The sequence below is a fragment of the Streptomyces sp. NPDC093260 genome (genome assembly GCF_040683715.1).
GTDB lineage: Bacteria > Actinomycetota > Actinomycetes > Streptomycetales > Streptomycetaceae > Streptomyces > Streptomyces sennicomposti.
The window spans coordinates 117,054-129,046 of the sequence record NZ_JBFBEK010000016.1 but is presented as its reverse complement, the minus strand read 5'-3'; the positions used below and the strand labels follow the sequence as shown (position 1 = coordinate 129,046).

Annotated in this window: 13 protein-coding genes; 9 read left to right on the top strand and 4 right to left on the bottom strand. The window is 75.1% G+C overall.

Translation table 11 applies throughout. From position 1 onward, the window contains the following. Nucleotides 1-28 precede the first annotated feature (28 nt). The 5 genes from AB0N63_RS21595 (at nt 29) to AB0N63_RS21575 (ending at nt 3,312) form a co-directional block, all read left to right on the top strand. Nucleotides 29-1,036, top strand: a complete 1,008-nt coding sequence (locus AB0N63_RS21595; protein ID WP_365530613.1) for a Ppx/GppA family phosphatase — start codon at nt 29-31, stop codon at nt 1,034-1,036. Between the two features lie 127 nt (nt 1,037-1,163). Next, nucleotides 1,164-1,358: a hypothetical protein gene (locus AB0N63_RS21590; protein WP_365530612.1), complete on the top strand. Its 195-nt coding sequence runs from the start codon at nt 1,164-1,166 to the stop codon at nt 1,356-1,358. Nucleotides 1,359-1,408: 50 nt separating this feature from the next. Next, nucleotides 1,409-2,425, top strand: a complete 1,017-nt coding sequence (locus AB0N63_RS21585) for an iron-containing redox enzyme family protein (RefSeq protein ID WP_365530611.1) — start codon at nt 1,409-1,411, stop codon at nt 2,423-2,425. A 31-nt stretch (nt 2,426-2,456) separates the two neighbouring features. Beyond that, nucleotides 2,457-3,110 carry a HemK2/MTQ2 family protein methyltransferase gene (locus AB0N63_RS21580; RefSeq protein WP_365530610.1) on the top strand — a complete coding sequence of 218 codons (654 nt, stop codon included), beginning with the start codon at nt 2,457-2,459 and terminating at the stop codon, nt 3,108-3,110. Between the two features lie 43 nt (nt 3,111-3,153). Beyond that, nucleotides 3,154-3,312 (top strand): CDGSH iron-sulfur domain-containing protein, encoded by a 159-nt coding sequence (locus tag AB0N63_RS21575; RefSeq protein ID WP_365530660.1) that lies wholly within the window; start codon nt 3,154-3,156, stop codon nt 3,310-3,312. Between the two features lie 199 nt (nt 3,313-3,511). On the opposite strand, the gene AB0N63_RS21570 is transcribed toward AB0N63_RS21575, so the two are convergent. From AB0N63_RS21570 to AB0N63_RS21560, 3 genes are all read right to left on the bottom strand, one after another. After that, on the bottom strand, nt 3,512-3,943 hold the full coding sequence (locus AB0N63_RS21570; protein ID WP_365530609.1) for a protease inhibitor: 432 nt from the start codon (nt 3,941-3,943) through the stop codon (nt 3,512-3,514). Nucleotides 3,944-4,257: 314 nt separating this feature from the next. Further along, nucleotides 4,258-4,635 carry a hypothetical protein gene (locus tag AB0N63_RS21565; protein WP_019983493.1) on the bottom strand — a complete coding sequence of 126 codons (378 nt, stop codon included), beginning with the start codon at nt 4,633-4,635 and terminating at the stop codon, nt 4,258-4,260. Between the two features lie 3 nt (nt 4,636-4,638). Further along, nucleotides 4,639-4,884 (bottom strand): hypothetical protein, encoded by a 246-nt coding sequence (locus AB0N63_RS21560; protein WP_027758336.1) that lies wholly within the window; start codon nt 4,882-4,884, stop codon nt 4,639-4,641. Between the two features lie 277 nt (nt 4,885-5,161). On the opposite strand from AB0N63_RS21560, the gene AB0N63_RS21555 reads away from it, so the two are divergent. After that, complete coding sequence (locus AB0N63_RS21555; protein WP_365530608.1) at nt 5,162-7,537, top strand: SpoIIE family protein phosphatase; 2,376 nt, start codon at nt 5,162-5,164, stop codon at nt 7,535-7,537. An 84-nt stretch (nt 7,538-7,621) separates the two neighbouring features. On the opposite strand, the gene AB0N63_RS21550 is transcribed toward AB0N63_RS21555, so the two are convergent. Continuing rightward, complete coding sequence (locus tag AB0N63_RS21550) at nt 7,622-8,173, bottom strand: RNA polymerase sigma factor (protein ID WP_365530607.1); 552 nt, start codon at nt 8,171-8,173, stop codon at nt 7,622-7,624. 45 nt (nt 8,174-8,218) lie between these two features. On the opposite strand from AB0N63_RS21550, the gene AB0N63_RS21545 reads away from it, so the two are divergent. The 3 genes from AB0N63_RS21545 to AB0N63_RS21535 all read left to right on the top strand — a co-directional run bounded on the left by AB0N63_RS21545 (nt 8,219) and on the right by AB0N63_RS21535 (nt 11,931). Beyond that, nucleotides 8,219-9,679: a serine/threonine-protein kinase gene (locus AB0N63_RS21545; protein ID WP_365530606.1), complete on the top strand. Its 1,461-nt coding sequence runs from the start codon at nt 8,219-8,221 to the stop codon at nt 9,677-9,679. A gap of 175 nt (nt 9,680-9,854) precedes the next feature. After that, on the top strand, nt 9,855-10,589 hold the full coding sequence (locus AB0N63_RS21540; RefSeq protein WP_365530605.1) for a DUF4232 domain-containing protein: 735 nt from the start codon (nt 9,855-9,857) through the stop codon (nt 10,587-10,589). A gap of 91 nt (nt 10,590-10,680) precedes the next feature. After that, nucleotides 10,681-11,931: an SLC13 family permease gene (locus tag AB0N63_RS21535; RefSeq protein WP_365530659.1), complete on the top strand. Its 1,251-nt coding sequence runs from the start codon at nt 10,681-10,683 to the stop codon at nt 11,929-11,931. The last annotated feature ends 62 nt before the right edge of the window (nt 11,932-11,993 follow it).

Sequence of the window (11,993 nt, the reverse complement as noted above, 5' to 3'; positions counted from 1 at the left end):
GGATCGGCCCGGCGGGTAGCTCCCGGCCATGCGAATCAGCGTGGTGGACGTGGGGTCGAACACGGTTCGGCTGGTGGTGGCGGACGCGGCGGGCGGGGTGCCGTTGCCGGTCCACACCGCCAAGTGGCGGCTGAGACTGTCCGAGGAGGTCTCCCCCGGGCGGGACATACCGCCCGAGGCGGTGGAGCGGCTGGTGCGGGCGGTCGCGGAGGCGAGCGGAACGGCGGCCCGCTGGGGCGCGCCCGGTCCGCTGGCCTTCGCGACCGCCGTGGTGCGTAACGCGCCCAACCGGCTCCAGGTGCTGCGCGCGGTGCGGGCCGGCACCGGGGTGGAGCTGTGCACGCTGCCCGGCGAGGTCGAGGCCGAGCTGACCTTCCTGGCGGCGCGGCGCTGGGCGGGCTGGCGCTCCGGGCCGCTCGCGCTGCTCGACGTCGGCGGCGGCTCCCTGGAGGTCGCCTTCGGGCGGGGCCGGCTGCCCGACTTCGTGGCCTCGCTGCCGCTGGGCGCCGGCCGGCTCACCCACGAGTTCTTCGCCGACGAGGACCCGCCCTCGCCGGAGCGGGTCAGGGCGCTGCGGCGGCGGGTCCGCCACCAGCTGCGGGACGTGGCCGCACGGATCCGCTGGGAGGGGCCGCGCACGGCGGTGGTCACCTCGCGTACGTTCCAGCAGCTGGGGCGGTTGTGCGGGGCCGCGCCCGGGCGGTACGGGCCGTTCGTGGAGCGGCGGTTGCGGCGCGGGGAGCTGCGCCGGGCCGTGGACCGGCTGGCCGCCCTGCCGGCCGCCGAGCGCTCCGCGCTGCCCGGCATCTCCGCGCCACGGGCCGCGCAGAGCCTGGCGGGCGCGGTGGTCGGCCACACGGCGATGAAGCTGTCCGGGCTGAAGACGGCCGAGGTGTGCCCGTGGGCGATCCGCGAGGGCGTGCTGCTGCGGCACCTGGAGGACGGGCCGTCCTGGTGGGCGGAGGTCGCCCGGCTGAGCGAGGACGCCGCGCCCCCGGAGCCCGTGCCGCTGCGGATCGCGAGCGCGACCCGGTGAAGCGGGTGAAGACGGGAAGACGTAACCGGACCGGGCCGTACCGGACCCGGACGAGGCCCCGATCCGGGCCGGGCCGCGCCCGGCCCCGAGACAGGACCGCACCGACTTCAGGCGAGGAGCGAGAACCATGCCCGACAACGACGGCACGCAGCACCACGACCGCCCGCAGACCGCGCTCGGCGAGGTCCTGCGCGAGTTCGAGAAGGCCGAGACGGACGTGGACGAGTCCCGGGAGAAGCGGCACCGCGGCGAGGCCGCCGAGGCGATCACCCCGAACGCGGGAGCGGAGGAAGAGGCCCAGGAGGAGTCCGAGGACCACTAGCGCCTGATCACGGGGAGGATGGCCGCGGGCGCCCCGGGTACCCGGGTTCCATGGACGACGATCGCCGAGGACCCCAGCTGCCGCCCGCCCGGGGCCCGCTCTCCGCAGCCGTGACGGCCCACCTGCTCGACACCGGCCCGCTCCCCCGCCCCGCGGACGCCGGGGCCGCCGACCCGTACGGCGACGACCTCCAGCTGGCCCTGTACCAGTGCTACGAACTGCACTACCGCGGGTGGGCGGGGGTGGCCGCGGGGCGTGAGTGGGACCCGGACCTGCTGCGGGTGCGGGCGGCGCTGGAGGACCGCTTCCTGACCGCCCTGCGCGCCGACACGCCCGGCCACGGCAGTCTCGACGAGGCGCTCGGCGAGCTGCTGGTCGAACCGGTCGACGGTGCGGGCGTCTCCCACTTCCTGCGGGACGAGGGCGAGTTGTGGCAGCTGCGCGAGTACGCCGCCCAGCGCTCCCTGTACCACCTCAAGGAGGCCGACCCGCACGCCTGGGTGCTGCCGCGGCTGTGGGGCCGGGCCAAGGCGGCGATGGCGGCGGTGGAGTTCGACGAGTACGGCGGCGGCCGGGCGGCCCGCGTCCACGCCCGGCTGTTCGCGGACCTGATGACGGACCTCGGGCTGGACACGACGTACGGCCGCTATCTGGACGCGGCCTCGGCGGAGGTCCTGGCCACGGTGAACATGATGTCCCTGTTCGGGCTGCACCGGTCGCTGCGCGGGGCGCTGGTGGGGCACTTCGCGGCGGTGGAGATCACCTCCTCGCCCGGTTCCCGGCGGCTGGCCGAGGCGATGCGCCGCACGGGCGCGGGCCGGGCCGCCGAGTTCTTCTACGACGAGCACGTCGAGGCCGACGCGGTGCACGAGCAGGTCGTCCGCCACGAGGTGATCGCGGGCCTGCTGGAGGAGGAGCCGCACCTGGCGGCCGACGTGGCCTTCGGCATCGACGCGACCGGGTTCCTGGAGGACCGGTTCGGCGGCCGGCTGCTCGCCGACTGGCGGGCGGGCCGCTCCTCGCTGCGCGTGCCCCTGGCGATGACGGAGACGGTCCCCGCCTCCTGATATTCCACGGGTTACGGGGTACTCGCGTGGCGTGAGTGAACTGGTACTTCCGGGCGTCTACGCCCCGCAGGACGACACCGCCCTCCTGGCCGAGGCCCTGGGCGACGAATTGCTGCGGCCCGGCACCGAGGTCCTCGACGTGGGCACGGGGAGCGGCGCGCTCGCGCTGGCGGCCGCCCGGCGGGGCGCCGATGTGACCGCGGTCGACGTGTCCCGGCGGGCCGTGTGGAGCGCCCGCCTCAACGCCTGGGTGCGCCGACTGCCGGTCCATGCCCGCCGGGGCAACCTCTTCGGTCCGGTGCGCGGCCGGACCTTCGACCTCGTCCTGGCCAATCCGCCCTACGTCCCGGCCCCCGGCGCACGGCACGCACCGCGCGGGCGGGCGCGGGCGTGGGACGCGGGTCACGACGGGCGCGAGGTGCTGGACCGGATCTGTCAGGAGGCCCCCGGTCTGCTGCGGCCCGGCGGGGTGCTGCTGATCGTGCACTCCGCGCTCAGCGGCCCCGACCGCACCCTGGAGCTGCTGCGCGGGACCGGGCTGAAGGCCTCCGTGGTGCGGCGCCGCTGGATCGCCTTCGGCCCGGTGCTGCGGGCGAGACGGGAGTGGCTGCGCGAGCGCGGACTGCTCGCCTCGGACGACGAGAAGGAAGAGCTGGTGGTCATCCGTGCCGAACGACCCCTCTGACGGCGCCGGGGACGCCCGCCGGACGCCGGCCCGCCGGATCACCATGCAGCGCCAGGGCCCGATCCTGGTGGACGGTCCGGTCGAGGTGGAGCTGGAGGACGGCACCACGGTCACCTCGGACCGGTGGCGGGTGGCGCTGTGCACCTGCCGCCGCAGCCGCCGCTACCCGTGGTGCGACACCAGTCACCGCAAGCGGGTGTAGCAGCGGTCCTCCGCACGCGAAGAAGCCGTGCACGGAGAAGCCGTGTACGGGAAGACAGCGAAAGATGTCAGGGACCGGCGGGAGGCCCCACTCCGCCCGCCGGCCCCTGTCGCGGGATCACCGCCGGTTCCCGTGCCGGGCCGCGCACTCCCCAGTCACGCGGCCCATCGTGCTGCCCGGGAACCGTGCGATCCCGGCTCTAGAACGCGAAGACGCTCGTCATGGCGGCGTTCTTCACGCACTCGTTGGCGAAGGTGCGCTCGTAGGAGACGCGCTTGCCCTGCCAGACTCCGGCGGCCGTGACCACCACGGGGTTGTACTCCTTGGTGCACAGCACGCCGCCGCCGGTCAGGGCGTCGAAGTCGCCGCCCACGGCGCGTAGTTCGGCGCACGCGTCGGGTGCGGCGGGGTGGGTCCCGGAGGCCGTGGGCGCGCAGGTGAGGGTGACGGCACGCTCCGGCGTGGCGGTGGCGGCGGCCGACCCGTGGCCCACGGTGAGCACCAGGGCCGAGGGAGCGTACAGCGAGGCGGGGGCGGCGGCCGGGGCGGCGAGGGCGGCCCCGGTGAGCGGTCCGCAGACGGCGGTGGCCGTCAGACCGAGGGTCGCTGCCCAGCGCGCGGTGTTCCGCATTGTGTGCTTCCTTCCGCAGGGTTCGATGAGAGATGCCCGTCCGGCGCGGTCGGTGCCGGACCCGGCGAGCGGGAGTCTGCCGAGTCCGCCACCGAAACTCACATCGAACCCACGGGTTTCGGTAACCTTGCGTATTGAATCAGTGGCGTGAAGTCACGGAATTCGAACGTTCCGACCCCGGAATCACGGGCCCGACAGGCACAAGATCCAGCCGGGTGGCGCGTTCTCCCGTGCTCCGCAATCGACTTGAAACACTCCCGTCATACATGCCGGAACGTTCCCGCAGAGGGGTGCGACGGCGTCGGCGACCGCTCTCAGATCTCCCAGGACCGCAGCCGGTCCGCCGCGCCGTACACGTCCGTCTTGCCGGACATCAGATCGCGGGCGAGATCGACGAGGGCGCCGTAGGGCGGGTCGATGCCGACGCCGCTGACGTACATGTAGGCGACGGCCGTCGCGCAGGCGAAGCGGGCGTTGGCCGAGGGCAGCGGCTTGAGCACGGCGAGGGTGTGCAGCAGGGCGGCGGCCCGCCAGGCGGCGTCGGAGTCCACGCCCAGCCGGGGCGGGTCCACGCGATGGCGGGCGACGGCGGCGACCAGGGCCGAGAAGTCGTCGACCGCGGGCTGGTCCGGCAGCACTTCCTCATGGCGCTGGAGCAGCCAGGGCACGTCGATGTGGATGACGGGGGTCATCGGTCAGGCGGCTCGTCCCTCGCCCCTCGTGGGCGGCTCGTCGTCGGGGAACGCGGCGGCGAATTCTTCGGCGTGGCCGGCGAAGAACCGGCGGAAGGCCTCGGCGCCCTCCTGGAGGGCCCGGTGCCGGGCTATGTCGGCGGCGGCGGCCTCACGCACGAGCGCCTTCATCGACGTACCGCGTTCCTTGGCGATCTGGCGCAGGTCCTCCAGCTCGCGGTCACTGAACTCCACATTGAGCGCTGGCATGCTCCAAACGGTACCGCGAGGGTACTTTCACGTAAATAGCCGCTGGTCACAGCGGCGCGATCACGGTACCGAAACCGGCGCGCGACGGATCGTCCGGCGCGCGGGGAGCGCCCCGTGCGGCGGGGCGCGCGCCCGGCTCAGGTCGCCCCCGCGCCGCCGTACCGGGGGCGCCCCGGTACGGAAAGGGGGGTCGGCGACCGCGCGCCACGGGGACGCACTAGGCTGGATCGCGAGTGACACACGTCTGATCACTGTGAGTGTGCGCGATGGAGTGGCGATGAGCCCGGTGTATCCGTTCGACGATGCCGCCACGGCCCGGGCCGTCGTCGACGAACGGGGCCTGCTCGCCGAGTGGAACGAAGGCGCGCGCCGGCTGCTCGGCTGGGCGCCCGAGGAGGTCGTGGGCGGACCGGCCGGCCGGCTGCTGGCCGAGGGTGCGCAGGCGCCGGCCGTGCCCGCGGAGCACCGCTGGACCGGCACGCTGGACCTGCGCCACCGCGACGGGCACACCGTCCCCGTGTGGCTGCTGGCGCACCACCGCCGGCCCGAGGACGGCGGCGACTGGCTCCTGGTCACCCCGCTGGAGGGCGGCCCGGCGCCGGCGCCGGACGATCCGCTGCTGCGGGCGCAGCTGCTGCAGTCCCCGTGCGCCGTCGCGGTCTACGACGGGCGGCTGCGCCTGCACGCCGTGAACGACGCCATGGCGGAAGTCATCGGCGTCTCGGGGGAACGGCTGCGGGGCCTGCGGCACTCCGAGATCGGCGGCCGGCCGCACAGCCAGGACATCGAGTCGTACATGCTCCGGGTGCTCGACACCGGCCGGAGCCACGACGTGCGGACGTACGTCTCGACCGGCGAGGACGAGCGGCTGAGCGCCTGGCTGGCCCGGGTCTCCCCGGTCAAGGACGCCGACGGGCGGGTGCTCGGGGTGTGCGTCGCCGTGCACGACTTCACCGAGCAGTACCGGGCGCGCGAGCGGCTCCAGCTGGTCAACGAGGCCAGCGCCCGCATCGGCACCACCCTCGACGTCACCCGGACGGCGCAGGAGCTGGCCGACGTCTGCGTCCCCTCGCTCGCCGACTTCGTCAGCGTCTATCTGGTGGACCCGCCCGAGCAGGACGGCGAACTGCCCATCGGGCCGCTGAAGGTCCCCGTCTCGCTGCGCCGCGTCGCGCACCGCTCGGCCGGTCCGGGTGAGCCCGAGGCCATGTTCCCGCCCGGCCGGAGCGAGGTGTACCCGGCCGTCTCGCCGCAGGGCGCCGCGCTGCTGGCCGGCCAGCCGATCGTGGTGTCGCAGCAGTCGGGCGACCTGGAGAAGTGGCTCGCCTGGGACCCCGAGCGCGTTCTGCTCGCCCGGCGCCTCGGCATCCACTCCACGATGTCGGTGCCGATCCTGGCCCGGGGCGTCACCCTGGGCGTCGCCGTCTTCACCCGCTTCCAGCACCCGCACCCGTTCATGCCGGACGACGTGCTGCTCGCCGAGGACGTCACGGCCCGGGCCGCCGTCTGCATCGACAACGCCCGCCGCTACTCCCGCGAGCGGGAGACCGCGCTCGCCCTCCAGCGCAGCCTGCTGCCGCGCTCCCTGCCGCGCACCGCCGGCGTGCAGGCGGCCTCCCGCTACCTCCCGGCGGCCCGCGCCGACGTGGGCGGCGACTGGTTCGACGTGATCCCGCTGTCCGGGATGCGGGTGGCGCTGGTGGTCGGGGACGTCATCGGGCACGGGGTGCGGGCCTCGGCCGCCATGGGCCGGCTGCGCACCGCCGTGCGCACCCTCGCCGACATCGATCTCGCCCCGGACGAGCTGCTCACCCATCTGGACGACGTGGTGGTGCGGATGTCCGCCGAGGGCGGCGACGACGGGCCCGGCGAGGTCGGCGCGACCTGTCTGTACGCGGTCTACGACCCGGTCTCCCGGCGGTGCACTCTCGCCCGCGCCGGGCATCCCTCGCCGGTGCTGCTGCCGCCGGACGGCCCGCCGCACCGGATCGACCTGCCGGCCGGGCCGCCGCTCGGTCTGGGCGGGCTGCCGTTCGAGTCGGCGGTGCTGGAGCTGCGCGAGGACAGCGTGCTGTCGTTCTACACCGACGGGCTGCTGGAGAGCCGGGAACGGGACGTGGAGGCCGGGTACCGGCTGCTGTGCGCGGCGCTGGCCGCCGGGGCCGGCTCCCTGGAGGAGACCTGCGACCGGGTCCTGCACGCCCTGCTGCCCGGCGGCAGCGCCGGCGACGACGTGGCCCTGCTGCTGGCCCGCACCAAGGGCCTGCCCGCCTCCCAGGTGGCGACCTGGGACATCCCCGACGACCCCTCGCTGGTGGCCCCGATCCGCAAGCAGGTCGTCGAACAGCTGGACGACTGGGGGTTGAGCATGGCCGCGTTCACCGCCGAACTGGTGGTGAGCGAACTGGTCACCAACGCCATCCGGTACGGCGCCCCGCCGATCCGGCTGCGGCTGATCCACGACGAGACGCACCTGATCTGCGAGGTGTCCGACACCAGCAGCACCGCCCCGCATCTGCGCCGCGCCAAGACCTGGGACGAGGGCGGCCGGGGCCTGCTCCTGGTCGCGCAGCTCACCCAGCGCTGGGGCAGCCGGCACACCCCTGAGGGCAAGACCATCTGGGCCGAGCTGAGCCTGCTCGACGGGGAGTGAGGGGCGCGCGGGCGGCCCCGCACACCGGCCACGGCACCGGTCCCGCCGCCCGCTGTCGCGCCGCCGTCCGGGACCGCCCGCCGGTCAGGACCCCGCGGCCAGCCAGGGCCTGACCTGTCGGCGGGCCTCGTGCAGCCGTGACTTCAGGGTCCCGAGCGGGATACCGGCGCGCTCGGCGGCCTCGGCGTACTCCAGCTGGCAGATGTCCCGGTACACCAGCGGCGCCACCAGGTGGGGATGTTCCCGCTCGAGCCGGTCCAGCGCCTCCAGCAGATCGATCCGGGAGCCGGCGATGACACTGGTGGTGCGCGGGTCGACGTACCGCTCGGGCTCGATGGCGGCCGGGTGCTCGGCGGCGCGCCGCTTGAGTTCGCGGTACTTCTGCCGGCAGCAGTTGGCGACCACCGTGTAGAGCCAGGTGCTGAACCTGCTGCGTCCTTCGAACGTGTCGATCTTCCGGGTGATCTGGAGCAGCACGTCCTGCGCCGCCTCCTCCGCGTCCTCGCGGCAGGGCAGGAAGCGCCCGCAGCGCCGCAGCAGCTCCGGCCGGATCCCCGTGAGGAGTTCCGCCAGCGCCGCGCCGTCACCGGCGGCGGCGCGCCGGGCGAGTTCTTCGGTCGGCGCCTCGTCCGGCACGTGGGTCCTCCTCGGAGTCGATCTCAGGGCAGGCATGATAGTCGTATGCACTCCGTCGACCGGATCGGCCGTTACCGGCTCGAAGGGCGCCTCGGCACCGGCGCCTTCGGCACGGTGTGGCTCGCCCACGACGAGGACCTCGACGCCCCGGTGGCGGTGAAGGTCCTCGCCGAGAACTGGGCGCACCGCCTCGATGTGCGCGAGCGGTTCCTGTCCGAGGCGCGGCTGCTGCGCAAGGCGGGCTCGCCGCGGGTGGTCCAGGTCCACGACATCGGCGAACTGCCCGACGGCAGGCCGTACTTCGTCATGGAGTACGCCGACGCGGGCACCCTCGCCGACCTGCTCGCCGCGGGCCCGCTGCCGGTGGCCGAGGCGCTGCGGCTGACCGCGCTGGCCGCCCGCTCCGCGCACGCGCTGCACGAGGCGGGCATCGTGCACCGGGACGTCAAGCCGAGCAACGTCCTGCTGCGCACCGCGCCCGACGGGACGCGGCGGGTGCTGCTCGCCGACCTGGGGCTCGCCAAGAGCCTCGCGCAGGCCTCGGGACTGACCCTGGCCGCCGGTTCCGAGGGGTACCGGCCACCGGAGCAGGCCGAGCCGGGCGTGGGGATCGACGCGCGGGCCGACGTGTACAGCCTGGGCGCGGTGGGCTACGAACTGGTGACCGGCGCGGTGCCGGCCGCACCGGGCAAGGCCGTACCGCCGGAGCGGCTGCGGCCGGACGTGGACCCGGGCGTGGCGCGGGCGCTGATGCGCGCCCTGGAACCGGACCGCGAGCGGCGCTGGCCGACCGCCGAGGCGCTGGCCGAGGAGCTGGAGAGCTGTGCGGCGGCGGAGCCGGCCGCCCGCCGGCCGCGCGGAGGACGGGTCCGGCACGTGGGACGGCGGCGCGGGCGGTGGGGCCGGGGCGCCGGCCTACCGCGTGGACGACGCGGCCGTGCCGTCGCGCTGGGCGCCGCCGTGGCCGCGGTCGCCGCGGCGGGGGTCGGCCTGGGCGTGGCGCTGTGGCCCGGCATGCCGAAGACGTCCGCCGCGTCCGGTGTCCGGGTCGCCGACGCCACCGGCCGGGTCGCGGTACGGGTGCCGGACGGCTGGGGGCGGCAGCTGCGGGACTCGGGCTGGGACCCGGTGACGCTGGGGCTGCCCGCCGGGCACGAGCCGGGGCTCGCCGTCGCCGACGACCTGACGCACTGGCAGGACCTGGGCGCGGGCGTGGACGGGGTGTTCGTCGGGCTGAGCGAGCACGGTGACGTCACCGCCCGGGTGACCGCCGTCGAGCACTCCGGCTGCCACTACGACGGCGACCGCGCCTACGGCGCCGGGTCGTGGCACGGCCTGGTCCGCGCCTGGAGCGGCTGCCCCGGCGGCGGTCTGCTCACCGAGGCCGCGCTCGTCCCGGCCGGGGCCGCCGGTCAGCCCCAGGTGTACGTGCAGGTCCGCCGGCAGGGTGGCGACGATCCGACCGACCGCGTACTCCGCTCGCTGGAGGTCACCCGGACCCGGTAGGGATGAACACAGGTACGGGTGCGCAGGCCGCGGTCCCCGGCGGGAAGAACTCCCGGGAAGAAAGGTGCGGGAACCGCGAACTTTCCACCCGGACCGCGCATCGGACCTCATGTCGGCGCACGAGGCGCCGGACGCACACGGCACCGTGTGCGACGAACCTCCAGGAGCGTGGATCATGGCGTACACCTCCCCGTCCCGCCGCCGTACGGCCCTGCTCGCCGGCGCGATCGCCGCGCTGGGCCTGCTGACGGGCTGCGGCACCGACCACGGCACGGCGGGCGGACCGCAGAAGGTGCCGGGCACCGCGGCGCCCGCGACAGGCGACACGACGACCGGCGCGGCGGCCGGGAGCACCGCCCCGGGCGGCGGCTCCACCACGGCGGGCCGCACCGCCCCGCCCCCCGGCTCCGCCGCCCCCGCCACCACCGGTCACGCCACCACCTCGGGCACGGGTCCCGCCACGGGTTCCGACAAGAACACCGCCGCGCGGAGCGGCCGCTGCCACACCTCGGAGCTGCGGGCCGCGATCGGCCGGATGGACCCCGGCGCGGGGCAGGAGAACTTCCCGCTGGTCCTCACCAACGTCTCCGGCCGCACCTGCACGGTGCGCGGCTATCCGGGCGCCGCGTTCGTGGACGCCTCCGGCCACCAGCTCGGCCCCGACCCCAAGCGCTCGTCGGGCTCCCCGGCGACGGTCACCCTGAAGCCGGGCGCCAGTGCCTGGGCGGGACTGACCTTCTCCAACCCGGGCGTGAGCGGGGCGCGCACCGCGAAGCCGGCCGCGCTGATCGTCACGCCGCCGGACGAGCGCGACCACCTCACGGTGAAGTGGGCGGCCGGCCAGGTGCCGGTGGGCGGCAACTCCTCGTCCGTGTTCCTGACCGTGCTCAGCCCCGGCACCGCGCCGTGACGCGGCGCTGTCCCCGCACGTCCGCGCGAAGGTGCGACGGCTGTTTGCTTTGATGTGCGGGCACCGTTGACCACGTCCGGAGGACCGAGCCCTGAACACCCCGCTGGCGGAGAGCCTGTCCGTCGTCCTGCTCGTCGCCGTGCTCGCCTGGGCGGTCGTCCGGCCCTTCGGATGGCCGGAGGCCGCCCTGGCGGTGCCCGCCGCCGCGGTCGCCGTCGCCACCGGCGCGATCAGCCCGGACCACGCGCGCGCCGAGGTGGTGCGGCTGGCGCCGGTCGTGGGATTCCTGGCGGCGGTCCTGGTCCTCGCCCACTTCTGCGACGTGGAGGGAGTGTTCCGGGCGTGCGGGGCGTGGATGGCCCGGTGGGCGCGGGGCCGTCCGGTGCGGCTGCTGACGGCGGTGTTCGCGCTGGCGTCGGCGATCACGGCCGCGCTCAGCCTGGACGCCACCGTCGTCCTGCTGACCCCGGTGGTGTTCGCCACCGCCGCCCGCACCGGCGTACGCCCCAAGCCGCATGTCTACGCCTGTACTCATCTGTCCAACACGGCGTCACTCCTGCTGCCGGTCTCCAATCTGACCAACCTGCTGGCGTTCGCGGCGAGCGGGGTGAGCTTCACCCGGTTCGCCGCGCTGATGGCGCTGCCGTGGCTGGTGGCGATCGGCGCGGAGTACGTCGTCTTCCGCCGCTTCTTCGCCCGCGACCTGGCGGCCTCGGCGCCCGCGCCGGGCACCGGCGAGCCGCCCGCGATGCCGGTGTTCGCGCTGGTCACCGTGGGCTGCACCCTCGCCGGTTTCGTCGTGACCTCCACGTTCGGCGTCGAACCGGCGTGGGCGGCGCTGGCCGGGGCGCTGGTGCTGGCCGGGCGGGCTCTGGTGCGCCGCGAGGCCACCGCGCTGAGCGTGGCGCGGGCGGCCTCCCCGGCCTTCCTCGCGTTCGTGCTGGCGCTCGGCGTGGTCGTGCGCGCGGTGGTCGACAACGGGCTCGCGGACGCGCTCGGGCACGTCCTGCCCGGCGGCACCGGACTGCTCGCCCTGCTCGGCACGGCCGCGGTGGCCGCCGTGCTGGCCAATCTGATCAACAATCTGCCGGCGGTGCTGGTCCTGCTGCCGCTGACCGCGCCGGTCGGGCCGGGCGCGGTCCTGGCGGTGCTGCTCGGTGTCAACATCGGACCCAACCTCACCTACGCCGGCTCGCTCGCGACACTGCTGTGGCGGCGGATCGTGCACCAGCACGACCACGGCGTGGACCTGAAGGAGTTCACCCGGCTGGGGCTGCTGGCGGTGCCTGCCGCACTCGTGCCCGCGGTGGTGGCACTGTGGGGAGCGCTGCAGATCGTGTGAGCCGCGCGGTGCGGCCGGGTGAGTCGCGGGGCGCGGCGGGGAAGACCGGAGGCTGAGGGAGG

Bases quoted from the DNA above. Each gene is read 5' to 3' on its own strand.
- AB0N63_RS21595 (WP_365530613.1), top strand. From the start codon at position 29: ATGCGAATCAGCGTGGTGGACGTGGGGTCGAACACGGTTCGGCTGGTG.
- AB0N63_RS21590 (WP_365530612.1), top strand. From the start codon at position 1,164: ATGCCCGACAACGACGGCACGCAGCACCACGACCGCCCGCAGACCGCG.
- AB0N63_RS21585 (WP_365530611.1), top strand. From the start codon at position 1,409: ATGGACGACGATCGCCGAGGACCCCAGCTGCCGCCCGCCCGGGGCCCG.
- AB0N63_RS21575 (WP_365530660.1), top strand. From the start codon at position 3,154: ATGCAGCGCCAGGGCCCGATCCTGGTGGACGGTCCGGTCGAGGTGGAG.
- AB0N63_RS21570 (WP_365530609.1), bottom strand. From the start codon at position 3,943: ATGCGGAACACCGCGCGCTGGGCAGCGACCCTCGGTCTGACGGCCACC.
- AB0N63_RS21565 (WP_019983493.1), bottom strand. From the start codon at position 4,635: ATGACCCCCGTCATCCACATCGACGTGCCCTGGCTGCTCCAGCGCCAT.
- AB0N63_RS21560 (WP_027758336.1), bottom strand. From the start codon at position 4,884: ATGCCAGCGCTCAATGTGGAGTTCAGTGACCGCGAGCTGGAGGACCTG.
- AB0N63_RS21555 (WP_365530608.1), top strand. From the start codon at position 5,162: ATGAGCCCGGTGTATCCGTTCGACGATGCCGCCACGGCCCGGGCCGTC.
- AB0N63_RS21545 (WP_365530606.1), top strand. From the start codon at position 8,219: ATGCACTCCGTCGACCGGATCGGCCGTTACCGGCTCGAAGGGCGCCTC.
- AB0N63_RS21540 (WP_365530605.1), top strand. From the start codon at position 9,855: ATGGCGTACACCTCCCCGTCCCGCCGCCGTACGGCCCTGCTCGCCGGC.